The organism is Cryocola sp. 340MFSha3.1, assembly GCF_000383315.1.
Taxonomy (GTDB): domain Bacteria; phylum Actinomycetota; class Actinomycetes; order Actinomycetales; family Microbacteriaceae; genus Leifsonia.
The window spans coordinates 379,191-403,015 of sequence record NZ_KB911087.1; the positions used below are offsets into that span (position 1 = coordinate 379,191).

Annotated in this window: 25 protein-coding genes and 1 riboswitch; of the genes, 4 read left to right on the top strand and 21 right to left on the bottom strand. The window is 71.5% G+C overall.

Going from position 1 to position 23,825, the window contains the following annotated elements:
* Positions 1-24: 24 nt before the first annotated feature.
* A complete protein-coding gene (locus tag H284_RS0101820) occupies positions 25-342 on the top strand; it encodes a metallopeptidase family protein (protein WP_039731272.1) in 318 nt (105 codons plus the stop codon).
* A gap of 56 nt (positions 343-398) precedes the next feature.
* On the opposite strand, the gene H284_RS0101825 is transcribed toward H284_RS0101820, so the two are convergent.
* From H284_RS0101825 to H284_RS0101855, 7 genes are all read right to left on the bottom strand, one after another.
* Positions 399-677: a hypothetical protein gene (locus tag H284_RS0101825; protein WP_018190748.1), complete on the bottom strand. Its 279-nt coding sequence runs from the start codon at positions 675-677 to the stop codon at positions 399-401.
* Complete coding sequence (locus tag H284_RS0101830) at positions 674-1,306, bottom strand: nucleoside/nucleotide kinase family protein (RefSeq protein WP_020074952.1); 633 nt, start codon at positions 1,304-1,306, stop codon at positions 674-676. The genes H284_RS0101825 and H284_RS0101830 overlap by 4 nt, the downstream gene beginning before the upstream one ends.
* Positions 1,290-2,069, bottom strand: coding sequence for an energy-coupling factor transporter transmembrane component T family protein (locus tag H284_RS0101835; protein WP_020074953.1), 780 nt, complete (start codon positions 2,067-2,069; stop codon positions 1,290-1,292). Before H284_RS0101835 ends, H284_RS0101830 begins: the two co-directional genes overlap by 17 nt.
* The gene (locus H284_RS0101840) at positions 2,066-3,568 is read right to left on the bottom strand and encodes an ABC transporter ATP-binding protein (RefSeq protein ID WP_020074954.1); all 1,503 of its coding nucleotides are present in this window, start codon (positions 3,566-3,568) and stop codon (positions 2,066-2,068) included. The genes H284_RS0101835 and H284_RS0101840 overlap by 4 nt, the downstream gene beginning before the upstream one ends.
* A gap of 5 nt (positions 3,569-3,573) precedes the next feature.
* Entirely contained in the window at positions 3,574-4,203 is a 630-nt protein-coding gene (locus H284_RS0101845) for an ECF transporter S component (RefSeq protein ID WP_018190744.1), read from the bottom strand.
* 33 nt (positions 4,204-4,236) lie between these two features.
* Positions 4,237-4,347: riboswitch (TPP riboswitch) on the bottom strand.
* A 26-nt stretch (positions 4,348-4,373) separates the two neighbouring features.
* On the bottom strand, positions 4,374-4,706 hold the full coding sequence (locus H284_RS0101850; RefSeq protein WP_018190743.1) for a spore germination protein GerW family protein: 333 nt from the start codon (positions 4,704-4,706) through the stop codon (positions 4,374-4,376).
* A 43-nt stretch (positions 4,707-4,749) separates the two neighbouring features.
* Positions 4,750-6,024 (bottom strand): DNA polymerase IV, encoded by a 1,275-nt coding sequence (locus tag H284_RS0101855; RefSeq protein ID WP_231371043.1) that lies wholly within the window; start codon positions 6,022-6,024, stop codon positions 4,750-4,752.
* A gap of 130 nt (positions 6,025-6,154) precedes the next feature.
* Between H284_RS0101855 and H284_RS0101860 the strand changes: the two genes are divergently transcribed.
* The gene (locus tag H284_RS0101860; RefSeq protein WP_018190741.1) at positions 6,155-7,159 is read left to right on the top strand and encodes an aldo/keto reductase family protein; all 1,005 of its coding nucleotides are present in this window, start codon (positions 6,155-6,157) and stop codon (positions 7,157-7,159) included.
* A gap of 15 nt (positions 7,160-7,174) precedes the next feature.
* Here H284_RS0101860 and H284_RS0101865 read toward each other — a convergent pair whose 3' ends face one another.
* The 4 genes from H284_RS0101865 to H284_RS0101880 form a co-directional block, all read right to left on the bottom strand.
* On the bottom strand, positions 7,175-7,903 hold the full coding sequence (locus H284_RS0101865) for a hypothetical protein (RefSeq protein WP_018190740.1): 729 nt from the start codon (positions 7,901-7,903) through the stop codon (positions 7,175-7,177).
* A 78-nt stretch (positions 7,904-7,981) separates the two neighbouring features.
* Positions 7,982-8,194, bottom strand: coding sequence for a hypothetical protein (locus H284_RS0101870; protein ID WP_231371044.1), 213 nt, complete (start codon positions 8,192-8,194; stop codon positions 7,982-7,984).
* Positions 8,195-8,360: 166 nt separating this feature from the next.
* On the bottom strand, positions 8,361-9,134 hold the full coding sequence (locus H284_RS0101875) for a YidC/Oxa1 family membrane protein insertase (protein WP_020074957.1): 774 nt from the start codon (positions 9,132-9,134) through the stop codon (positions 8,361-8,363).
* Positions 9,135-9,224: 90 nt separating this feature from the next.
* Entirely contained in the window at positions 9,225-9,527 is a 303-nt protein-coding gene (locus tag H284_RS0101880; protein WP_018190737.1) for a DUF6412 domain-containing protein, read from the bottom strand.
* 98 nt (positions 9,528-9,625) lie between these two features.
* Here H284_RS0101880 and H284_RS0101885 point away from each other — a divergent pair, with 98 nt between their 5' ends.
* Positions 9,626-10,288, top strand: a complete 663-nt coding sequence (locus H284_RS0101885) for an SDR family oxidoreductase (protein WP_020074958.1) — start codon at positions 9,626-9,628, stop codon at positions 10,286-10,288.
* 10 nt (positions 10,289-10,298) lie between these two features.
* Positions 10,299-12,044 (top strand): long-chain-fatty-acid--CoA ligase, encoded by a 1,746-nt coding sequence (locus tag H284_RS0101890; RefSeq protein WP_020074959.1) that lies wholly within the window; start codon positions 10,299-10,301, stop codon positions 12,042-12,044.
* Positions 12,045-12,059: 15 nt separating this feature from the next.
* On the opposite strand, the gene H284_RS0101895 is transcribed toward H284_RS0101890, so the two are convergent.
* The 10 genes from H284_RS0101895 to ligA form a co-directional block, all read right to left on the bottom strand.
* Positions 12,060-12,596 (bottom strand): PaaI family thioesterase, encoded by a 537-nt coding sequence (locus H284_RS0101895; protein WP_020074960.1) that lies wholly within the window; start codon positions 12,594-12,596, stop codon positions 12,060-12,062.
* 47 nt (positions 12,597-12,643) lie between these two features.
* On the bottom strand, positions 12,644-13,564 hold the full coding sequence (locus H284_RS0101900; protein ID WP_020074961.1) for an oxygenase MpaB family protein: 921 nt from the start codon (positions 13,562-13,564) through the stop codon (positions 12,644-12,646).
* A gap of 10 nt (positions 13,565-13,574) precedes the next feature.
* Positions 13,575-14,129 (bottom strand): YbaK/EbsC family protein, encoded by a 555-nt coding sequence (locus H284_RS0101905; RefSeq protein WP_020074962.1) that lies wholly within the window; start codon positions 14,127-14,129, stop codon positions 13,575-13,577.
* Positions 14,130-14,133: 4 nt separating this feature from the next.
* Positions 14,134-14,706 (bottom strand): GNAT family N-acetyltransferase, encoded by a 573-nt coding sequence (locus H284_RS0101910; RefSeq protein WP_020074963.1) that lies wholly within the window; start codon positions 14,704-14,706, stop codon positions 14,134-14,136.
* A gap of 8 nt (positions 14,707-14,714) precedes the next feature.
* Positions 14,715-16,235 carry an Asp-tRNA(Asn)/Glu-tRNA(Gln) amidotransferase subunit GatB gene (gene gatB / locus H284_RS0101915; protein ID WP_020074964.1) on the bottom strand — a complete coding sequence of 507 codons (1,521 nt, stop codon included), beginning with the start codon at positions 16,233-16,235 and terminating at the stop codon, positions 14,715-14,717.
* The gene (gatA, locus tag H284_RS0101920) at positions 16,235-17,782 is read right to left on the bottom strand and encodes an Asp-tRNA(Asn)/Glu-tRNA(Gln) amidotransferase subunit GatA (protein ID WP_020074965.1); all 1,548 of its coding nucleotides are present in this window, start codon (positions 17,780-17,782) and stop codon (positions 16,235-16,237) included. The genes gatB and gatA overlap by 1 nt, the downstream gene beginning before the upstream one ends.
* A gap of 6 nt (positions 17,783-17,788) precedes the next feature.
* Complete coding sequence (gatC, locus tag H284_RS0101925) at positions 17,789-18,100, bottom strand: Asp-tRNA(Asn)/Glu-tRNA(Gln) amidotransferase subunit GatC (RefSeq protein WP_018190728.1); 312 nt, start codon at positions 18,098-18,100, stop codon at positions 17,789-17,791.
* A 65-nt stretch (positions 18,101-18,165) separates the two neighbouring features.
* Positions 18,166-19,923 (bottom strand): alkaline phosphatase family protein, encoded by a 1,758-nt coding sequence (locus H284_RS0101930; RefSeq protein WP_020074966.1) that lies wholly within the window; start codon positions 19,921-19,923, stop codon positions 18,166-18,168.
* Between the two features lie 53 nt (positions 19,924-19,976).
* Positions 19,977-21,278 carry an alpha/beta hydrolase gene (locus tag H284_RS0101935; RefSeq protein WP_020074967.1) on the bottom strand — a complete coding sequence of 434 codons (1,302 nt, stop codon included), beginning with the start codon at positions 21,276-21,278 and terminating at the stop codon, positions 19,977-19,979.
* A gap of 235 nt (positions 21,279-21,513) precedes the next feature.
* On the bottom strand, positions 21,514-23,772 hold the full coding sequence (gene ligA, locus H284_RS0101940; RefSeq protein ID WP_020074968.1) for an NAD-dependent DNA ligase LigA: 2,259 nt from the start codon (positions 23,770-23,772) through the stop codon (positions 21,514-21,516).
* Positions 23,773-23,825 lie beyond the last annotated feature (53 nt).

The following is a 23,825-nucleotide window of genomic DNA, read 5'->3' on the forward strand; positions in this document are numbered from 1 at the left end:
CTCGACCAGGACGCCTTCGAGGCGATGGTCACCGACGAGCTCGATCAACTCCCGGATGAGATGGTCGACGGCCTCGACAACGTCGTGTTCGTCGTGGAGGACCGCCCGGAGGACGGCTCCCTCGACCTGCTCGGCCTGTACGAGGGTGTCGCCCTCACCGAGCGCGACACGTACGGCTTCGGCGAGATGCCGGACCGCATCGTGCTCTACCGAGAGCCGCTCCTCGCGATCAGCGCCGATGAGGACGAACTGCGCGACGAGATCCACATCACGCTCGTGCACGAGATCGCCCACTACTACGGCATCGACGACGAGCGTCTGCACGAGCTGGGCTGGGCTTAGCCAGGACGACCGGCGTAGCCCACGGGAATCAGCGGGAGGCCGGCATCAGCGGGAGGTCAGGCGCCGTTCCCGAAGATCGACTCGTCTTCCTTGTCGGCCTCCACCGGGTCGGAGTCCGGAGCGTCGAAGTGGTACGACACCAGCTTCTGGCCCTCGACCTCGCGCTCCTCGCCCGCGACGTACCAGAACGTCGACTCCAGGCCTTCGACGGCGGCGATCACGCCGATGCGCTCGTCCACCTTGCCGTCTACGAGGAAGCGGCGGTCGCTCTGGCCGACGAGCGGCCCGTCGGCGTACTCGACGATGTATTCGGGGTCCTGTCGTGCGTCGGTCATGACTCCACCGTAGTACCCGATCGGACCTCGGTGATCCCACCCGGCAAGTCGAGTCCCGTCACGTCCAGGACGAGGTTCGCGGCGGCACGTGGATGCTCGCGGGCGACGAACCGCTCGAACTGCGCCTGCCAGCGGTCCCACTCCGCCGCGAAGGTCTCACCGTCACGCGCGAGCGCACGCTCTTTGCGCAGGGCGTCGTCCGCTTCCAGCCAGACGGTCAGGTCCGCGCAGGCGGTGTTCCGGCGCGAGAGGGTGCCGCATCCCTCGACCACGAGCGGCTCGCCGCCGGCCACCAGCTCGACCCCGGCCGGGTGATGGCCCGCCCAGTCCCAGCGCTGCCAGCTGCCCGCGCCGATCGCCCGGAGCGGCTCGAGGAGGTCACGGCCGAGCGCCTCGCTTCCCGCATCGAGGCCGTCCCATCCCGGATACAGGTCGTCCATGCGCACGAGCCGCGGGCGCCCCTCCGCCGGCCAGCGCGCGATGAGGAGGTCGGCGAGGGTGCTCTTGCCGGCGCCGCTCGGTCCGTCGATCAGGACGATCGGGGTCCGGCCGGCGCTCGTCGCGTCGGCGACGGCCCGTGCGACGGCTGAGCGGAGCACGCCGATCGGGTCGTCAGCTGAGCGGTGCATTCCAGCTCCCCGCTGCGACGGCCGCCGCGATCGCGAGCCCGGCGACCAGCGCCGCGACGACCAGGGCGGCCCAATCGCGCCCGCGGAAGACGGAGGGGCGCGCCCACGTGCGCGTGCCGGGCGCGCCGAAGCCGCGCGCCTCCATCGCCGTCGCCAGCTTCGTCCCGCGGCGCAGCGACAGCACGAACAGGGCGAACGACTGCCCGAGGAACCGGCGGAAGGCGCCCGACTCCGCGACGCCGCGCGCGCGGCGCGCCAGGGTCAGGGCGCGCCAGTCCTCCGCGAACAGTCCGACCAGACGGAGAGCAGCGAGCCCGCCGATCACGAAACGCGCGGGCAGGCGCACCAGCTGCGCCAATCCATCCGCCAGGTCGGTCGGGTCGATGGTGACGAACAGCAGCACGGCGGGCAGGCCGATGGCGAGCACGCGCAGTGCGGTCGCCACGCCGAGGGCGATCGAGCCGTCACTGATCGCGACCGCCCACCACTGCACGTAGACGGTGCCGGACGTCTGTCCATACAGCACGGTCGTGAGCCCGGCGAGCGGGGCCGCGATCCACACCGGGGCGGTCCGCGCGACGACGGAGCGGAGCGGGATGCGCGCGAGCGTCAGCAGCACGAGCTCCAGCCCCAGGGCGACGCCGGCCGAGACCGGGTCGATCGACAGGAGCAGCGCGACCGTGACGATGAGCGCCGCGCCCAGCTTCGCGACGGGGTTGAGCGTCGCCAGCGGGCCGGTGCGGAGGGGCTGCAGCAGGGTCATGTGCGCACCTCCGCGACGTCGAGGCGGAGCGCGGCGGCACCGACGGCCTCGATGAACTCGGCGTCGTGCGTCGCGGCAACGATGGCGTGGCCGTCCCGGCGCAGCTCGGCGATCATCCGCACGAGGCCGTCCCAGGTGCGCGCGTCCTGACCGAAGGTCGGCTCGTCCAGCACCAGGAGGCGTGGCCGGGTCGCGAGCGCGGTGCCGACCGAGAGCCGGCGCTTCTGACCGCCGGACAGCGTGAACGGATTCGCGTCGGCCACGTTGGTCAGCGCGAGCCCGTCGAGCAGCTCGTCCACCCGGCGCTCGACATCGTCGGCCGCCAGACGCAGTGCCCGGGGCCCCGCGGCGAGCTCCTCCCGCACCGTGGAGGCGATGAACTGGTGCTCGGGGTTCTGGAAGACGCTGCCGATCCGGGTGAGCAGCTCGCGCGAGCGCCAGATCGCCGGGTCGGTGGATGCTCCGGCCGCCAGCTCCGGCTCGGCGACGAGCGCGCCGCCGAGCGGCGGCAGCAGGCCGCCGAGAGTCAGCGCGAGGGTCGACTTGCCGGCTCCGTTCGCTCCGGTCAGCGCCAGGGCCGAACCCTCGCGGACGTCGGCGTCGACCGGACGGCCGACCGGGGCCCCGACCGGCGGACGCCCGCGCTTCCGGCCCCGTGTCACCGCCGGCCCCCGGCCGAACACGAGCGAGCGCGCCGTCAGCAGCGGGGCGCCCTCGGCGACCGACGGCGAACGTGGCACCGGCGTGCCGGGCAGCCACACGCCGGCGCGCCGCAGCTCCCCGGCCGTATCGGCGAGGACCTGTTCGGGTTCGCCGTCGGCCAGCACACCGCCGTCGGCTCCGAGCACCACGACACGCGTCACCAGGTCGCGCCACACCGCCACGCGGTGCTCCACGACGACCAGGGTGGCGCCGGTGGCGTCGAGGGCCGAGTGAACCGCATCCCGAACCTCCAGCACCCCGCCGGGGTCGAGGTTCGCGGTCGGCTCGTCGAGCAGCAGCAGTCCGGGCCGCATGGCGAGCAGGCCGGCCAGCGCCAGGCGCTGCTTCTGACCGCCCGAGAGCTGGCTCGTCGAGCGGTCGAGCGGCACGTCGAGACCGACGTCACTCAGTGCCCGCCGGACGCGGCCCCACAGCTCGTCCCGCGGCACTCCGAGGTTCTCGCACGCGAAAGCCACATCGTCGCCGACCCGAGCGAGGATGACCTGGGCGTCCGGATCCTGCAGCAGCAGTCCCGCCGTCCCCCGCGCCGACGCCGGCGGTCGGCCGCCGACGGTCAGCGACCCTTCGGCCTCGCCGTCGTCATCCCCGCCGAGCACACCGGCCAGGCCCGCGAGCAGCGTGCTCTTGCCCGCGCCGGACGCGCCGAGCAGCAGCACGCGCTCCCCCGGCTCGATCCGCAGATCGACCCCGCGGGCCGCCCAGGCGTCCCGTCCGGCGTAACGCCAGCCCCAGCCGTCGACCCGGACCGCGGCCGGGGCGGTCAGTCCCGACTCCACGGCCGTCAGGCCCGCGACGCCGTCCGCGACTCGCGGCCCGCGGCGAAGCGGCTGAGCGCCCCTGTCTTCGCGAGTGCGCGGACGAGCAGCCACGAGCCGAGGCCTGCGACCACGATGCCCGAGATCGTCGTGGTGATCGCATACGTGATCGCGAACTCCGGCTTGGACCCCGGGTACCAGTACAGGAGGTCGAGGATCGACTCGGCGATCCCGGCGCCGGCGCCCGCCAGGAGGGCGGGCACGAGGCGCCAGTTCGCGTAGAGGAACAGCGCGAAGACGATCTCGGCGCCGAGCCCCTGCACGACGCCGGAGAGCAGGGTGGCGAATCCCCACTGCGTGCCGATCAGCGCCGAGACGGTCGCCGCGACGACCTCGCCGAACAGTGCGGCGCCGGGCTTCCGCACGATGAGCGCGACGAGCACCCCGGCGAACAGCCACGGACCGTTCAGGATGCCCTGGAAGCCTGGAAGGAGGGCTCCCACGGGCTCTGAGATCGGGTTCTGGACGATGCCCCAGACCCAGAAGACGACGCCGGACGCGACGGCGACGACGCTGGCGACGACGATGTCGACGACGCGCCAGCGGAAGACGCGCGAACGCGCGCCGGTGGACGTGGAGGTGATGGTTGCATGCACTGGACGTGCCCTTTCATTCAGCGAAACAGGGCACGGGATGTGAGATGGCCTCCCTGCGCTGGCATGACCCAGATCAGGTTCGACGGTCGAGACTTGGAGAAGTCTCCTCTCAGCCCGGCTCACCGGACTCCCGTGTTCGCCCCCAATACTAGTCCGCTGAGGGCACGGTGCTACTTCTTGAGCGCGCGGATCACGCGCGACCAGGCGTGACCGGCCACCCAGACGAACGGGATGCCGATCGCCAGCAGCGTGATCAGGTTCGGACGGAACCGGACCCCGGTCTCGTCGGAGACGTACGCGCCGAACGGCACGGCCCATCCGCCGCCGCCACCACCGCCGGGGGCGTCCTCGCCGCCCTCGCCCACGACTCCCGCGCCGAAACCGAACTGGACGGCCGCCACCGGCACGATCGTGGTCCCGTCGACGACGACGGGCTCGCCGTAGACCGACTTGATGCCGGAGGCGCTGAGCGTCTCCGCGAGCTTGAGCGAGATGTTCGTCATACGCCTGAGCGTAGCCCCCGGCCTTCCGTGCGACCAGGCCCGTTCAGTCGCTCACGTACTTCGGGTTGCGGCCGTCGCGCTCCTCCTCGTCGGCATCGCGCGCACGGCGCACCAGCGAGGCCGGTCCGATCATCCCGCGGCCGAACCGCGCGCTCACCGCGTCGAGGGTGCGCTCGGTCTCGCGCCACTCCTCGTCCGGATCCCAGAGCGCGACCGCGTCGCCGCCCGCATCGAGCAGCTGCTCCGCGCGGACGCCGATGAGCCGCAGCGGCGTCTGCCGCACGTCGAGGTTGAGGGCGCCGAACACATCCCACGCCTCCTCGAACAGGCGCCTGCCGACGTTGGTCGGCTCCGCCAACGTGCGCGACCGCGTGATCGTCCGGAAATCGGAGAACCGCACCTTGATCGACACCGTGCGGGCGATCATCGCGTGCTTGCGGAGCCGCTCGCCGACCCGGCCAGACAAGCGCAGGAACTCGCGGCGGAGGACGTCGAGGTCGCCGACATCCGTGCCGAAGGTGTTCTCGTGGCCGATGCTCTTCTCGCGCGACTCGGTCACGATGCCACGGTCGTCCCGGCCGTTCGCGAGCTCGTGGAGCTTGCGACCGCTCGCGTCTCCGACGGCTTTCTGAAGCACGTGCAGCGGGGCGTCCGCGAGGTCGCCGACCGTGAGCAGCCCCATCCGCTCCAGCGACGCCTGCGTGCTCGCACCGACGCCCCACAGCGCGCCCACCGGAAGCGGGCGGAGGAAGGCGAGCGTCTCGGAGCGCGGGATGACCAGCAGGCCGTCCGGCTTGGCGCGGCCCGAGGCGAGCTTCGCCATGAACTTCGTCGCCGCGACCCCGACCGAGCAGGTCAGCCCGGTCTCCTCCTGCACCCGCGACCGGATCAGCTCGGCGATGCGGCGCGGCGACCCGAGCAGGCGGCGGGCGCCCGAGACATCGAGGAACGCCTCGTCGATGCTGAGCGGCTCCACCAGTGGCGTGACCTCCCGGAAGATGTCCATCACCTTCGCCGAGTACTCGGTGTACCGGTCGTAGTGGGGCGGGAGGATGATCGCGTTCGGACACAGCCGGAGTGCCTGCGACATGGGCATCGCGCTGCGCACGCCGTACCGCCGCGCCTCGTAGGTCGCGCTCGTGACGACGCCGCGGCCGCCCGCATGCCCGACGATCGCCGGCTTGCCGCGGGCGTCCGGGCGCTCCAGCAGCTCGACGGACGCGAAGAACGCATCCATGTCGACATGCAGGATGGCGGACTCGGAGTCGTCGACGTCGGCCGCGCTCACCTGCCGCTGGCTGCCATCCGCTCGTCCCACGACTCCAGCTTCTCACCCGCCGCCGACACGCGGGACACTCCTCCGCCGAAGTGCACGTCGTGGCGCCTAAAACCGGCGAATAGCGACCACGACGTGCACTTCGCGGACTCGGCGACGTACGTTTGGGGGCATGGAATTCAGGTACCTCGGCAACAGCGGTCTCAAGATCTCGGAGATCATCTACGGCAACTGGCTCACCCACGGCTCCCAGGTCGAGAACGACACGGCGACCGAGTGCGTGCACGCCGCCCTCGACGCGGGGATCACGACCTTCGACACCGCGGACGCGTACGCCAACACGGTCGCGGAGCAGGTGCTCGGCGACGCCCTGAAGAGCCAGCGCCGCGCCTCACTCGAGATCTTCACCAAGGTCTACTGGCCGACAGGCCCCAAGGGCCACAACGACGTCGGGCTCTCGCGCAAGCACATCCTCGAGTCGATCGACGGATCGCTGCAGCGCCTCGGCACCGACTACGTCGACCTGTACCAGGCGCACCGGTATGACCACGAGACCCCGCTCGAGGAGACGATGCAGGCGTTCGCCGACGTCGTACGCGCCGGCAAGGCCCTCTACATCGGCGTCAGCGAGTGGACGGCCGACCAGCTGCGCGCGGGACACGCGCTCGCCAAGGAGCTCAACATCCAACTCATCTCGAACCAGCCGCAGTACTCGATGCTGTGGCGCGTCATCGAGAAGCAGGTGGTGCCCACCTCGGGCGAGCTCGGGATCTCGCAGATCGTCTGGTCGCCGGTCGCCCAGGGCGTGCTCACCGGCAAGTACAAGCCGGGACAGCAGGCGCCGGAGGGCAGCCGCGCGGCCGACGAGAAGGGCGGCGCCGACGCCATCCGCGGATTCATGCGCGACGAGGTGCTGACCGCGGTTCAGGGGCTCCAGCCGATCGCGGACGAGCTCGGCATCACCATGGCGCAGCTCGCCGTGGCGTGGGTGCTGCAGAACCAGAACGTGTCGGGCGCGATCGTCGGCGCGTCGCGCCCGGAGCAGGTGCGGTCGAACGCCGCGGCCGCCGGTGTGCGTCTGTCCGGCGACGTCATGGCGCGCATCGACGAGGCCGTCGGGGATGTCGCCCAGACCGACCCGGCGCTCACCGTCTCCCCCGCCAAGCGCCCGGCCTGATCCGCCGCTCGGGCGTCAGACGAGGGCGGCGACAAGCGGGCGCAGCCAGTCGCGGAAGGCGACGGAGTCGTTTCGCAGCGACGCGCTGACCACGACGGTGTGCGGGCCGACGATCCAGGTGCCTTTCTCGGCGAGCGGCAGCACGTCGATGTCGAGCCGGAAGTACCCGGCCTGACGGCGGAGCTCGTGCTCGCGCTCGCGCACCACGTCCACGATGTCGGCGGCGCGGCGGGCGTGGTGCTCGGCGCTGTCCACCAGATACTCGGCGTGCCGCGCTGTCGCCCACTCGGCGGCCGCCTCGTAGTGGGCGATCACCGCATCCTGCAGTTCGATCACCCGGTCGAACGCCTCGAAATGCGGAGGCCGCAGCAGTGGCGCCGTGAGCCGGCGGTGCCGGTCGGCCGCCGCCTCGAACCACGCCTCCCACTGCCGGGCGAGGGCGGCAGCGCCCTCCTCCCGCGCAGCATCCGGGTCGGCGGCGGGCGCAGCCGGTCGTCCGGCGGGACGAGCGGGATGGATGAACGGAGCCGGTCGGGTGCGCGGCACCGGTGCGGATGCACTACGCCCGTCCACCGCTTCCGCCCGCCCGGAATGCAGCACCGGGAGCACCGTCGGCTCGAGTCGCGGAAGCGCGGGCTCCACCCGGCCGTGGAGACCGGCGAGCTCGCGCACGGCGAGGGCGACGAGCAGGTCCCACGGGCAGTCCTCCGTGACCTGCCATCGAAGGGTGCCCTCGACGAACATGCCGACATTGTAGGTTCGCGGCGCGCCGGGAGGTAGTGGGTGCCGAACCGGTTCAGCGGAGCGGCAGGATGCGGGACCTCAGCGGTCGTACGGTTCCTCGGCCACGAGGAGCGACGCCGGGATGATCGCCGTCTCGTACGGTCCGCGTCCGTCGCGTCGGTGCTGGGGCTCGAAGAACGACACCGTCCACGTCGTCAGGCCGTCCTGCGGCCCGTAGACGTTGCGCAGCCCGCGGTCGCCCGGCGCGATGATCACGCCCGTCGGCTCGCCGATCCAGTCGTCCGACGACACAGGATCATGCTCACGGACGTAGACCTGCACTCCGACACCGAGCCCGGGACTGCGGCGGCCCGTTGTCTCCGGACTCCCGCCCGTCGCCGATCGATCACCGGATGCGCGTCTCCACATGCCGTCCATCGTGCCACCCTCGGGCTGTGCGACCGCTCAGTGCTACCCGTCAGTGCGACGTCGTCGGCCGCGTCGAACCCCCTGCGCGGCGCGCCGGGTCGAGGAGCCGGCGCAGCGTCCACCGCTCGGCGACCGTCCACGTCGTCGACGTGAGGATGTAGACGGCGGCCGCCAGCGGGACGAACGCCGCGAAGACCACGGTCACATAGGGCAGGAACGACAGCGCGCGCAGCATCCCGACCGGTGCCGTCGAACCTTCCGGCTGCGGCAGCGTCAGCACCCGTCGGGACACCGTGGTCACGATCGCGATCAACGCGAGGACGCCGAAGTAGACGAGGATCCCCGGCCAGACCCCGGCCCCCGCGCCGGTGAGCCCGACGAAGCTGGTTCCGAGAGGCGCCCCGAAGGCGTGCTCCCCGAGCAGCGTGTTGGCGTGCCCGGCGATGGTGGGATGCGTGAACACGGCGTACAGCAGCGTCACGACGGGGATCTGCGCGAGCAGCGGCAGCATCCCGGCGAACGGCGACACCTGCTCCTCGCGGTACAGCTCCATCGTCTTCTGGGCGAGCGTCTCGCGGTCGCCCTTGTGCCGGCGCTGCAGCTCGGCGAGGCGGGGGGCGATCCGCCGGCGGCTGTACTCGGCGCGCACCTGGCTGACGCCGACGGGGACGAGGACGACGCGGACGAGCATCGTCAGGACGACGACGGCGACGAGGCCGGCGGCGGTTCCGGCGATCGGTTCGACGGCGGTGGAGAGAGCGGTGACGAGGCTGTATGCCCCGTCGAGGAGGGCCGCGATGGGCGGCCAGGAGTAGAAGTCCATGAGTGTGTGATCCCTGCGATTCGGACGGATGCGGACGCGTCTGGTCGCGAAGGCGCCGCCGTCCGCCCGGTGGCGGGATAGGGGGTGCGGTTACGCGGCCGGCAGGGAGACGCCGGGCGCTCTGGGGCGCGGCCGGCCGTCGGCGTCCGGAGCCGACTGGCTCTCCGCGAGCCATCCCGCGACGGGGAGGATCGGCCGGGACCACGCGGAGCGCACCCGCAGGGAGGCGGCGAGAGCCGCCACCGACCGGAGTGCCGCCGCAGCGACGACCGCAACGAGGCCGAGGGCGCCGGCCACACCGGCCAGCGCGACGACGCCGGCGGGGCTGCCGCCGCCGAGCATGCCGAGCGCGGACGCGAAAGCGCGTCCGAGGAGCTCGAGCAGGGCGGTCATGCAGACGACGGTAACAGAGCCCGGCCCGAACGCCGAGAGCGTTCGCGCGAGGCGGACGCGTGTCGCCTCCCGCCGACGCTCGGTGGAAGGATGGGGTCATGACTCGAGTCGCGATCATCGGAGCCCACGGAAAAGTCGCCCAGCAGCTCATGCGGGTGCTCTACGACCGCGGTGACGACTTCGTCGGTGTCGTCCGCAACGACGAGCACGCCGAGGACGTCTACCGCCTCGGCGGTCTCGGGGCGCTCGTCGACATCGAGAAGGCGGATGCCGACACCCTCGCCGAGGCGATCCGCGGTTGCGACGCGGTCGTGTTCACCGCCGGGGCCGGAGCCGGCTCGGGCATCGAAAGGAAACGGACCGTCGACTACGGCGGCTCCGTGAAGTCGCAGGAGGCGACCGCGAAGGCGGGCATCCGCCGGTTCGTGCAGGTCTCGGCCTGGGGCGTCGACGCTCCGGTCGACGACGCCGACCCGGTCTGGAAGGCGTACGTCGAGGCCAAGCGCGACGCCGACACGGCGCTCCGCGCCTCCGGGCTCGACTGGACCATCCTCCGCCCGGGCGGCCTCACCACCGACGAGGGCACCGGGAGGATCACGCTCGGCGACAGCGTTCCGCGCGGCAGCATCGCCCGCGAGGATGTCGCCACCCTCATCGCCGTCGTGCTCGACGAGCCGGCGGCGATCGGCCGGCAATGGGAGGTCATCGGCGGCGACACCCCGATCGAGGACGCCGTGCGGGCGCAGGTCACCTCCGCGTAGGCTTGCCGCCGTGACCACCGACAGCGCGACGAGCGACGGAGCCGCGACCGCGGGCGCCGAGCACCTCCCGTACAGTACGAAGCCCTGGATCGCCGGCTATGCGCCCGGCGTCCCGGCCGACGTGGAGGTGCCCGCCGGGTCCCTCTCGCACCTCATCGACGAGTCGGTGAAGACATACGCCAAGCACGTCGCCCTGGAGTTCTTCGGCGCGACCACGACGTACGCCGAGCTGGGCGACCAGATCGCGCGCGCCGCCGAGGGCCTGCGGAAACTCGGCGTCTCGAAGGGCGACCGGGTCGCGCTCGTGCTGCCGAACTGTCCTCAGCACGTCGCGGCGTTCTACGCCGTCCTGCGCCTCGGCGCCGTGGTCGTCGAGCACAACCCGCTGTACACACCGCGCGAGCTCCGCCACCAGTTCGAGGACCACGGCGCGACCGTCGCCATCGTCTGGGACAAGGTCGCCGCCACCGTGCAGGACCTCCCCGCAGACCTCGGCGTCACCACGGTCATCTCCGTCGACCTCACCCGCGCGATGCCCGCCTCCAAGCGGTTCGCGCTGCGGCTCCCGGTCCCGGCGGCGCGCACGGCCCGCGAACAGCTGACCGCGAAGGTGTCCGGAACCATCTCCTGGGATTCGCTGGTCGCCTCCCGCCGGATCGCGAAGTCCTCCCCGCGGCCGGAGCGTGACGACCTGGCCCTCATCCAGTACACCTCCGGCACCACCGGTGTGCCGAAGGGCGCCATGCTCAGTCACGGCAACCTGAACGTGAACGCGGCGCAGTCCCGCGCCTGGGTGCCGACCATTGAGCGCGGCACGTCGGTCGTCTACGCGGTCCTCCCCCTGTTCCACGCGTACGGGCTCACCCTCTGCCTCACCTTCGCGATGAGCATGGGGGCGCGGCTGGTGCTGTTCCCGAAGTTCGACCCCGACCTGGTGCTGGATGTGGTGAAGAAGCACCCGGCGACCTTCCTGCCCGCTGTCCCTCCGATCTACGAACGGCTGGTGCAGGCGGCCGAGAAGCGGAAGGTCTCCCTGTCGGGCATCCAGATCGCGATCTCGGGCGCCATGAGCCTGCCGCAGGGCATCGTCGACCTCTGGGAGCACGAGACCGGCGGCTACCTCGTCGAGGGCTACGGCCTCTCCGAGTGCTCGCCGGTGCTGATGGCGAACCCGGTCGGCGCCACCCGCCGCGAGGGCACGGTCGGCCTCCCTCTGCCGAGCACGGAGCTGCGCGTTGCCGACCCGGACGACCCCTCGGTGGACCGCCCGTTCGGCGAGGAGGGCGAGCTGCTCGCGCGCGGTCCGCAGGTGTTCTCGGGCTACTGGCGGAAGCCCGACGAGACCGCCAAGGTGTTCTCCGACGACGGCTGGTTCCGCACCGGCGACATCGTCACGATGGATGAGGACGGCTTCGTCCGCATCGTCGACCGCATCAAGGAGCTCATCGTCACCGGTGGCTTCAACGTGTCGCCGACCGAGGTGGAGGACGCCCTGCGCTCCTTCCCGGGCGTCGCCGACATCGCCGTGGTCGGGCTCCCCCACCGCCGCGGCGGCGAGGACGTGGTCGCCGCCGTCGTGATGGAGCCCGGCGCATCCTTCGACGAGGAGGCCATCCGCGCATTCGGCCGCGACTGCCTCACCCCGTACAAGGTCCCGAAGCACGTCGTGCAGGTGGACGAGCTGCCGCGCTCGATCGTCGGCAAGGTCATCCGCCGCAAAGTGCGCGACCAGCTGCTCGCCGCACAGGCGAAATAGCCGCGCGGTCGGGCGTCAGCCGCCGATCGGGAACACCAGCAGCGAACCGGTCGCCGTAGCGACCGTCTTGCCCGCAGCATCCGTGATGACTCCGTCGGCGAAGGCGACGCGGTTGCCGGGCTTCGTCACGGTCGCGGTGCAGGTCAGTGGACCGGTCCCCGCGTGCACCGGGCGCAGGTAGTTGACGGTGATCTGGATGGATGTGTACCCCTGACCCTGCGGCAGCGTCGTCTGCACCGCGCACCCGAGCGCGGAATCGAGCACGGTGCACACGAACCCGCCGTGCACCGTCCCGATCGGGTTGTCGTGCGACTCGTCCGGCTCGCACACGAACGTGGCCGTCCCCGGGTCGGCGGCCACCAGCGTCATGCGCATCAGCTCGGTGATGGGAGGCGGCGGCAGCTCACCGCGCAGCATCGACCGGAGGTACTCCAGCCCGGTCATGCTGGGCATCCGGGCGACGCCCGGAGCCGGGTCCTCCCAGTGGACGGTGCGAGTGCGGGTCTGCGTCTCGGTCTGGGTCTGGGTCTGGTCGGCGCCGGCGTCGCTCATGCCGTCATCCTCGCACGCGCGGGCGCCGGCAGGTCAGGCTGGGCGGGTCAGGCCGCGCCGAGCCGGGCGAGCCGTCGCCGTGCCGCCAGCTCCGCCTGCGGCTGCGGACCGAGCAGAGTGCGGGCTCCGGCGAGCACCGCGGAGGTCGCACCGTGGAGCGGAAGCACGCGCTCGGCCGCCGTGGTCGGCAGTCCGAGGACGTCGCGGTGCCGCGGTTCGAGCGTGGACACGGCGGCACGGAAAACGATGCGGTACGACGGTCGCAGCGTGCGGCGGAGCGGAGCCCGGCGGATGAACCGCACGATCTCCTCGACCTCCGGACCGCCGCGCAGCTCCCCCGCGTCGGTGACCGCGTCGATCTCGGCCCGCAACGCCGCTGCGGATCGCGGAGCATCCGGCACCCCCATGAGCTCCGCCGCCGTGGCCCACTCGGCCACGTAACCGTCCGCTCCGCCCGGGATGGGACCGCCCCAGTGCTCGTGCGCCGTCAGGAACGCGTCGGTGAAGGCGAGGTGCACCCAGCGGGCGAGGTCGGGGTCGTTGGCCGAGTACGGCCGCTCGACGCCGTGCCCGTCGACGTAGGTGCCGGTGACCCGGCGGTGCAGGGACCGCACCATCTCACTCCCCGCGACGGCCTGTCCCCGGCTGCCGAACGTGACGGTGTGGATCCATTGGATGGTCCCCGCCAGCCGGCCGAGCGGGTCCTCCCGGTAGCGGGAGAAGTCGCGCACTCCGGCCAGCGCGCCCGGGTGCAGGGCCTGAAGCAGCAGGGCGCGCACCCCGGCGACGAGCGTCGGCATGCCGCCGTGCACCGCCCAGGCAGCGCTGTCGGGACCGAAGAAGCCCTCGTCCCCGCCGTCCTCCAGCCGCAGGATCCAGGCAGGCACCTCATCCGATCGCCCGGCCAGGGTCTCGATCAGACGCGAGCGGACGGGTGCGAGCACCCGTTCGACGGCGGCTCCGGTCATGCGGCCACGCTCATCCCGGGATCTCGAGGCCGAGACCGTCGATGACCTGCGCGTCGGGCAGCTCCCCGAGCAGGCGGCCGGGGAGAAGGATCTTGGAGCGGCGGACGCCGGACCCGATGATCACTACGCCGTCGTCGATCACGCGCGCGTCGACGAGCACCGGCCAGCCGGCGGGAAGGCCGATCGGGGTGATCCCGCCGTACTCCATGCCGGTCAGCTCCACGGCGCGGTCCATCGGCAGGAAGGACGCCTTGCGCACGTCCAGGAAGCGCTTGACGGTGTTGTTGACATCCGCCCGGGTGGTCGACAGGACGACGCACGCGGCGATCCGCTCCACGCCCTCGCGCTTGCCCGCGACCACCACGCAGTTGGCGAGGTCGGCGGCATCCAGACCGAACTGATCGCGCGTCGCGGCCGTGTCGGACACGTCGGGGTCGATCTCGACGTTGCCCACCTCGTCCAGCCAGCCGAGCGCCTCGAGCGCTTCGAGGGTGGCCGGAGCGAGGAGGTCGGTGCGGGAGGAGGCCGGTGCGGAGGTCAGACCGCCGAGAGTGAAGACGCCCATGCGCCTACTCTGCACGCGCCGCCTGGGAGTCCGCAAACAGCTCCGGTGCCGGGGCCGCCGGGCCCAGACGCTTGTACATGATCGTCGTGGCGCCGAGCAGTCCGGACGGGCGGACGGCGAAGTCCGGGATGCTGCCGACCGCGCTCCAGCCCCACCGGCGGTACAGCGTCTCCGCCAGGCTGCCGGTCTCCGTGTCGAGCACGAGGAGGGTCAGCCCGGTCTGCTCCGCGTGCCGTTCGAGCGCCGCCATCAGTGCCGGAGCGACACCGCGGCCGCGGGCGGCGGGATGCACCATGAGCTTGACGACCTCCCCGCGGTGAGGGCCGTTCGGCTTCGGGGAACGCAGCAGCGTGATCGTGCCGATGGTGCGCCCGTCCGGCTCCCGGGCGACCCAGGTCGTGGCTCCCGCATCCGCGAACAGCGCGCGCCACCAGGCGGTCGCCTCCTCGGGCGACGGCGGCACGATCCAGCCGACGCTCGCGCCGCCCTCCACCGTCTCGGCGAGCACGGCGGAGAGCGCGGAGGCGTCGGCCTCCGCACTCTCCGCCGTCACCCGTTCGACGAGGATCCCGCCCACGCGCCTGGCTACTCCGTGGCGCTCGCGCGCTCGAGCACCAGCTCGCGCACGCGTGCCGCATCCGCCTGGCCGCGCATCGCCTTCATGACGGCGCCGATGACGGCTCCGGCGGCCTGCACCTTGCCGTCGCGGATCTTCGCGAGCACATCCGGCTGCGACGCCAGCGCCTCGTCGATGGCCGCGATCAGCGCGCCGTCGTCGGAGACCACCGCGAGGCCGCGGGCATCGACGACCTCCTGGGGCCGTCCCTCCCCCGCGATGACGCCCTCGAGCACCTGGCGAGCCAGGCGGTCGGTGAGCGTCCCCGCCTGGATCAGGGCGGCCAGTTCGGCGACGTTCTGCGGGCTGACCAGCGTTCCCGCCGGAACGTTCTGCGCGTTCGCGAGGCGGGCGATCTCGCCGGTCCACCACTTTCGGGCGGCAGCGGGGTCGGCGCCGGCGGCGATCGTGGCCTCGACCTCGTCCAGCAGGTCGGCGTTGGCGACGTCCTGGAACTCGAGAGCCGTGAAGCCCCACTCCGCGGTCAGGCGCTTGCGGCGCAGCGACGGCTGCTCCGGGAGCGTGCCGCGGAGCTCGTCGATCCACTCGCGGGCCGGGGCGACCGGCACGAGGTCGGGCTCCGGGAAGTAGCGGTAGTCGTCGGCGTCCGACTTGGGGCGGCCGGCGCTCGTCGTGCCGGAGTCCTCGTGCCAGTGGCGCGTCTCCTGCACGATGGTGCCGCCCGCCTCGAGGATCGCGGCCTGGCGCTGGATCTCGTAGCGGACCGCCCGCTCGATGGAGCGCAACGAGTTCACGTTCTTCGTCTCGGTGCGCGTGCCGAGCTTGGTCGACCCACGGCGGCGCAGGGAGACGTTGGCGTCGCAGCGCACGTTCCCCTCCTCCATGCGGGCGTTCGAGACGCCGAGCGCCTTCACGATGTCGCGGATGGCGCGCACATACGTGCGGCCGACCTCCGGCGCGTCCGCCTCGGCGCCCTCGATGATCTTGGTCACGATCTCGACCAGCGGCACACCGCCGCGGTTGAAGTCGACCAGCGAGTAGTCGGCGCCCTGGATGCGGCCGGTGGCGCCGCCGACGTGGGTCAGCTTGCCCGCGTCCTCCTCCATGTGCGCGCGCTCGATCTCGATCGTCAGCTCGCGGCCGTTCTCCAGCTCGATGGTGATCGACCCATCGTGCGCGATCGGCTCGTCGTACTGCGAGGTCTGGAAGTTCTTGGCCAGGTCCGGGTAGAAGTAGTTCTTCCGCGCGAACCGGCTCGACTCGGCGATGTCGCAGCCGAGGGCGAGGCCGAGCCGGATGCTCGACTCGATGGCCTTCTCGTTCACCTGCGGCATGCCGCCGGGGAGTCCGAGACAGGTCGGGCAGGTGTTCGTGTTGGCGCCAGAACCGAACTCGTTGGCGCAGCCGCAGAACATCTTGGTCTTGGTGTTCAGCTCGACGTGGACCTCGAAGCCGAGAACGGGCTCGAACAGTTCGAGCGCCTTCTCGTAGTCCATCAGCTCTGCTGTGTGGGCAGTGGCGTTCGCCATCAGACGGCTCCCTCTTCGCTCGCGAACATCTCGGTGGCGCTCAGATCCGGCGCCTGGCTGAGCAGTGTGCCTCCCCACTTCTGCTCGAGCAGCTGCTCGAGCGCCGCCCCGAACGTGTAGAGGCGGGCATCCGCACGGGCGGGCGCCATCAGCTGCATGCCGACCGGCAGCCCGTCCTCCGGTGCGAGGCCGATCGGCAGGCCCATGCCCGGAACGCCGGCGAGGTTCGCCGGGATGGTGGTGATGTCGTTCAGGTACATCGCCATCGGGTCGTCGATCTTCTCGCCCAGCTTGAAGGCGGTGGTCGGCGCGCTCGGGCTGACCAGCACATCCACCTTCTCGAACGCGGCGGAGAAGTCGCGCTGGATGAGCGTGCGCACCTTCTGCGCACTGCCGTAGTAGGCGTCGTAGTAGCCGGCGCTCAGGGCGTAGGTGCCCAGGATGATGCGCCGCTTGACCTCCGGGCCGAAGCCGGCGTCGCGGGTCGCCGCCATCACGCGCTCGACGGTCACCGGCGGGTCGGCCGGGTTGACGCGCAGACCGAAGCGCACCGAGTCGAAGCGCGCCAGGTTGCTCGAGGCCTCCGCCGGGAGGATCAGGTAGTACGCCGAGACCGCGTACTCGAAGCTCGGAGCGCTGACCTCGACGATCTCGGCCCCGGCGGACTCGAGCAGGGCGAGCGCCTCGTCGAAGCGCTGCTTGACGCCCGACTGGAAGCCGTCACCGGCGATCTCGCGGATGACGCCGACACGGACGCCCTTCAGCGCCCCGTCCCGGTGTCCGGCGCGGGCGGCATCGGCCATCGACGGCCAGGTGTCGGCCAGCGAGGTGGAGTCGAGCGGGTCGTGACCGGCGATCACGTCGTGAAGGAGGCCGGCGTCGAGCACGCTGCGGGACACGGGGCCCACCTGATCGAGCGAGCTCGCCAGGGCGATCGCGCCGTACCGGCTGACGCCGCCGTACGTCGGCTTCACGCCGACCGAGCCGGTCACCGCGGCGGGCTGGCGGATCGAGCCGCCGGTGTCGGAGCCGAGCGCGAGAGGGGCCTCGAAGGCGGAGACGGCCGCGGCCGAGCCTCCACCCGATCCACCGGGGATGCGCTCCAGGTCCCACGGGTTGCGGGTCGGGCCGTACGCCGAGTGCTCCGTCGAGGAGCCCATGGCGAACTCGTCCATGTTCGTCTTGCCGAGCGGCACGAGGTCGGCCTCGCGCAGCCGCCGGACGACGGTGGCGTCGTAGGGCGGGATCCAGCCCTCGAGGATCTTCGAGCCGGAGGTCGACGGCATGTCCTCCGTCGCCAGGACGTCCTTGATGGCGATGGGCACACCGGCGAGCGGGCCGAGCGGGTCGCCCGCCGCACGGCGGCCGTCGATCTCGGCGGCGGTGCGGATCGCCTTCTCGCCGGCGACGTGGAGGAACGCGTGCACGTCCGCGTCGACGGACTCGATGCGGTCGAGGTGGGCGCGGACGGCGTCGACGGAGGAGACCTCGCCCGCGGCGAGCTTCTCGGCGAGGGCGGAGGCGGAGAGCCTGATCAGGTCTGTCATGTCGTCCTACTCCTCGTCCAGGATGGTGGGCACCTTGAAGCGGTCGCCCTCGCGCTCGGGAGCACCGGACAGCGCCTGCTCCACGGTCAGCGACGGCCGGACCTCGTCCTTCCGGAACACATTGGTGAGCGGGAGCGGGTGGCTGGTCGCCGGGACGTCGGGCCCGGCCACCTCCTGGACCTTCGCGACGGACTCGACGATCTGGCCGAGCTCCTTCGTGAGGCTCTCGAGCTCTTCCGGGCTGAGGTCGATCCTGGCGAGGTTCGCCAGGTGCGCGACCTGCTCTGCGCTGATCTCGCTTGCGCTGGTTTCAGACAAGGTGCGTCTCCGTGGATTCGGTGTTGGGGTGACGGGAGCTCGCGTCGCGGCCCGCCCTATCGATTCTAGGGCGCGCCGAACAGCCCGCGCCCCAGCCCGTTGACCGCTTGGTACGCCTCCTTGTAGGTCCGCGGCACCGACGCGCCCGGCGCGCCGTAGCGTGCCATCAGCAGACCGACGAGGCCGATGCCCGGCGGGCTGAGCGGACGGTCCTCGTCCTCCGGCGCCGGCGCGTCGGACTCCGGGTTCGCCGGGAGGTACTGGGGATGCGTGTCCGGCCAGGTGCCCGGCTGCCGCGGGGTCGTGCGGTTGATCGCGTTGTCGATCGTCCTGGCGCCGCGGTCGCGCTCGGTGAGGTGCTTCATCCCGAACTTCTTGCACAGTGTCGCGACGACCGCCGAGTGGTGCATCTCGTCGTGGATGATCGTGTTGCGGGCCGTGTACGCCGAGATCGCGATGGCGGGCACCCGGACACCGAGGCGGTCGAAGCAGAAGCCGTTCTCGCCCGGGCCGCTGTCGTCCGGCGGCGTAGCCGGACCCGGCGGGACGTGGTCGTAGGTGCCGCCGTGCTCGTCGAACGTCACCAGCAGCAGGGTGTTGAGCGCGTTGGAGCCCTTCGCGCTGCGCGCGGAGCGGATGGCCGAATAGACCTTGTGCAGCAGCAGGTCGCCCGCACGGACGTCCGAGATCGCGCCTCCGACGACGACCTCGCCGGCCACGTCCTCCCCCGTCATCGGGCCGCCCGGGGGATGCATGTCGTTGTGGTCGTAGAGCAGCCGCGGCTCGACGAAGGCGTAGTCCGGCAGGGTTCCCTCGGCGACATCCGCGTAGAACTGCGACATCGTCCGGAAGTGCGTCTTCCAGTAGGGCTCCAGCGCGGGGGCGTGGATGAATCCGGTCAGGGAGATCAGCTGCCGGTCGTCGAAGTAGACCCGCCAGCTGCGACCCGCCTCCTCCAACCGGTTGAAGATGGTCGGCGCGTCGTTCTTCGGGTCGAACCACTTGCGCAGCCCCTCGGCGCCGCCGTTGTCGACGTAGCCGTGCGAGGTGGACGCGTTGAAGAACGACCGGTTGCAGAACGTCTGCGAGGGAACGGCGCAGTGCCAGTCGTCGTAGACCGCGAACTGGCGGGCCAGGGTCGAGAAGACCGGGAGCATGTCGGGCGAGAATCCGCCCATCACGCGGCGGTAGTCGTCCACCGCCGGTTCGCGCCCGGTGTCCTTGCGGAGCACGCCCATGTAGTCGCGTACGAAGCCGCGCATGCCCGGCCGCGCTCCCGGAGGCGGTGCGTTGTAGGGCGGCTGCATCTCGCGCACGCGCGCATCGGCGTTCGACGGCGGGTCGACGACGTCGTACAGCTGCGTGTTGACATGCGGGTAGACCTCGCCGGGGTCGGGCGACGGCTGGCGCATCACGAAGTCGGTGGTGCCCTGGTAGATGTGCGCGGGGATGTCGGGGCCGCCCGCCGGGTCCGGGTTGCTGTAGTCGCCGAACGCCAGCCCCTCGAACCGCTTGCCCTTCGGCAGGGTCTCCTCGTCGTAGAGATGGCCGAGCAGGTTGTCGAAGGAGCGGTTCTCGTACATCAGCACGACCAGGTGGTCGAACCCCGGCCCGTCGCCGCGCGGAGGAAGTGGCGGGTACTCCTCGCCGGACTCGTCCGCGGTCGGAGAGGTGCGGCCCGCTGCCGCGCCGAGACTCGCGCCCGCTGCACCGCCGGCCGCGCCGCCCGCGACCGCACCGGCGGCCACCAGGCCGGCGCCCTTCAGGAAGGCGCGGCGGCTCGATCCCCGCTGGGTGGGGGAAGGGTCGTCGTCCGGTCGCATCCCATCCATTATGTGCTGCGCCGCCGACAACAGGGCGGAGGCTCGGGATGCGGTCAGCGGGAGGACGCCGCGAGGGCCTTCGGGTCCGAGGCGCCCGACGTCGTCCCGCTGATCACCAGGTCGCCGCGGTCGATGCCGATCATGGACAGGTTGCGCATGCACTCGGTCCCCGCGGTGAAGTACTCGTTGTGACCGGTCGACCCGGCCAGCGACGCATGCGTCAGCGGGTCGACGGCGCCGCCCACCCCCATCGGCTTCGCGCCGTACCCCGGCGAGCCGGGGTCACTGCCGAAGAAGGCGCTGTTGACGATCGGATCCATCGGGGCCTCGCCCACGAAGACGTTCCCGTTGCTCACCGCGAGTCCGGCGACCGACTGCGCGGCACTCCCCGGCGATCCCATCAGCGCCAGCGCATCCACCGTGACGGTGTGCCGTTCGAGCGCCATCAGGGCGGCCGTGGAGCCGTAGGAGTGGGCGAAGACGCTCAGGTACGGCTGGTCGGCGCCGCGGAGCGCCCGGATGCCCTCGAGCGTGCGCTCCAGGCTGTCGGCGCCCTGCTCCGCCAAGGCGGTCCCGCCGATGTTGGTGAGCACGGGCGTCTGGTAGCCGATCCACGCGACGACGGCGACGCCCGGCGCTCCCCCGTTGCCGCGCGGACCGAGGACGCGCCGCAGGAACCCGGTCTGCAGGTCGTACTGCTCCTGGGCGACCTTCGCCCACGACTCGATCTGCTCGCCGACGGACATGTACATGCCGGGCACCAGCACGCTCACGTACTTCGCCGTGCGGATGTCGCCGACGACGATCGCGGCCTTCGCGTCGGCCGACGGGTCGAGGGTGACCAACGTCCGCTTGACCCCGTCGTGCTTCGAGAGCGCGGTCGAGACGTTGTGCAGGGTGTCGAGCTGGCGCTGCAGGGCCACGCGCTCCGCGCGTCCGTGCTCCGTCTTGAGGGTCTTGGTGATGCTCGCCATCGTCTGCTTGAGGTCGACGGTGTTCGCGCGGCCCCGCACGTCGTACGGGACGCCCTCCAGGTTGCCGATGACATGTGGCGCGGCCTGGATCAGCGCCTTCTGCTTGTCGGGGTCGATCAGGTTCCAGAGGCGGCTCACATCCACCGCCGCCGGGGCGTCGAGGAGGAGCGCGTCGAGCTTCGCGCGGTTGGCGTCGAGGAAGGACGGCAGAGCCGAGGCGTCCACGCTGGCGATGGCGCCGAGGAATGCGGTCGACGCGGAGCGGGCCGCTGGCCCGGCGGGGACGTCGGAGACGGGGCCGGAAGCGGAGGTGTTCAGGGCCGGGACGGACGCGTACGAGACCGCCGAGATGGGTGCCGCCGGGGTGTCTGCGGGCAGCACGGAAACCCCAGTCAGTCCGGAGACCGCCGAGGTAACAGTGAGAACAGCTGCAAAGCCGACCAGCACTCCGTCCGGGTCCCTCCGAGAGCGAGCGAGCTAAGCCCTTTTGCGTGTGCGTCCGGGGGGAGCGCACATATCGACTCTACCCATGAACGGGTGGCCGACGGCGAGCCGTTCTACCCCCGATTCAGGGGGAGAATTTCTCTCCTGTCCGCGAGAAGGAGGACCGAAAACGTCACAAATCGAGTGCTGCGGGCCCTTCTTCGACCAGCGTCTTGAATTGGGCGGCGTCGATGATGCGCACGCCGAGCTCCTCCGCCTTGGCGAGTTTCGACCCCGCGCCCGGCCCCGCGGCCACGAAATCCGTCTTCTTCGAGACACTGGATGCCGCCTTGCCTCCCGCGGCGATGATCGCCTCCTGGGCACCCTCCCGGGTGAAGCCCTCGAGCGACCCGGTCGCCACGATCGTGAGGCCGGCGAGCACGCCGCCCGCGTCATCCGCTCGGCCAGGACCGGGGTGCCCCGGCGTGGTGAACTGCACGCCGTCCGCGGCCCATTTCTCCACGATCTCGCGGTGCCAGTCGACCTCGAACCAGGCGAGGACGGCGTCCGCGATGATGCCGCCGACGCCATCCACCGCGGCCAGCTCATCGCGCGAGGCGGACCGGATCGCGTCGAGCGATCCGAAGTGGTTCGCGAGCGCGCGGGCCGCCACCGGGCCGACGTGGCGGATGTTCAGGGCGACCAGGATGCGCCAGAGCGGCTTCTCGCGGGCCGCAGCGAGGTTGGCGAGCAGCTCGACCGCGTTCTTGGACGGGACGTACAGTTCGTCGCCGAAGAACTCCTCCGCGGCCGGGTCGAACTCGCCGTCCTTCTTCTGGCGGCGACGGCGGAACGGAGTGTCTACCTTCTCCTCCCCCGCGTCGGTCAGTTTCGGCAGCCCGGTCTCCGAATCCCGCACCACGACCTCGATCGGGAACAGGTCGGCGAGGGTCAGCCCGAACAGCCCGGCCTCCGTCGGGAGCGGCGGCTCCGCGGGGAAGCGCGGCTGGGTCAGTGCGGCGGCCGCGACCTCCCCGAGCGCCTCGATGTCGAGGGCGCCGCGCGAGCCGATGTGCTCGACACGGCCGCGCACCTGCGCCGGACAGAACTCGGCGTTGGGGCAGCGCAGGTCGATGTCGCCCTCCTTGGCGGGCGCGAGACGCGTGCCGCACTCGGGGCAGTTCTCGGGCATGACGAACTCGCGCTCCGTGCCGTCGCGCAGCTCGACCACCGGGCCGAGGACCTCGGGGATCACATCCCCCGCCTTGCGCAGCACGACGGTGTCGCCGATGAGGACGCCCTTCGCCTTGACGACCTCCTGGTTGTGCAGGGTGGCCTGGCGCACCTCGGACCCGGCGACGCGCACCTTCTCCATGACGGCGAACGGCGTCGCCCGGCCGGTGCGACCGACGCTGACGACGATGTCGAGCAGCTTGGTGTTCACCTGCTCCGGCGGGTACTTGTACGCGATGGCCCAGCGAGGCGCACGGCTGGTGGCGCCCAGCTCGTCGTGCAGCGCCAGCTCGTCCACCTTGATGACGATGCCGTCGATCTCGTGCTCGACCGCGCCGCGGTGCTGGCCGTAGTACTCGATGAACTCGTCGACCTTCCTCACCTCGTCGACAACGCGGTAGTGCGTAGAAGTCGGGAGGCCCCATCCCTTCAGCAGGTCGTAGACCTTCGACTGCGCATCGACGGGCGGGTTGTTCCAGGCGCCGATGCCGTGGACGAGCATGTGGAGGCGGCGCAGGCGGTTGCGCATGAGTTCCAGCTGCGCGGGGTTCTTGCCCTCGGCCTTCTGCCGGAGCGACCCGCTCGCCGCGTTGCGGGCGTTGGCGAACACACGTTCACCGGCCTCCTGCTGATGCGCGTTGAGTTCCTCGAACTCGGCGACGGGGAAGAACACCTCGCCGCGCACCTCCACGAGCGCCGGGGGCTCGTCGGTGGCGAGCCGGCTCGGGATCGCCGGGATCCAACGGATGTTCTCGGTCACGTCCTCGCCGACCACGCCGTCGCCGCGGGTGGCCGCCGTGACGAGCACGCCGTTCTCGTAACGCAGGTTGATCGCCAGGCCGTCGATCTTGAGCTCGCACAGGTAGTCGACGCGCCGGCCGGCGTCACGCTCGACCTTCGCAGCCCACGCCTCGAACTCCTCCAGCGAGAAGACGTTGTCGAGGCTCAGCATCCGCTCGGCATGCTGCACCGGCGCGAACAGGGTCGTCTGGGCGCGGCCGCCGACCGTCTGCGTCGGGCTGTCCTGCGACTGGAGCTCCGGATGCAGCCGCTCCAGCTCCTCGAGCCGCCGCATCATGCGGTCGTACTCCTCGTCGCTGACGAGCACCGTGTCGCGCTCGTAGTACGCGTCCCGGAGCTCCAGGATGCGGGTGGTCAGCTGCTGCGCCTCGGCTCGCGCTTCCGCGAGCTGGTCGTCGGTCGTCGTCTCGATCGCCACCCCCCAAGCTTATTCGCGACCTCCGACGCCGCGGCCTCAGCCCTCCGTCTCCC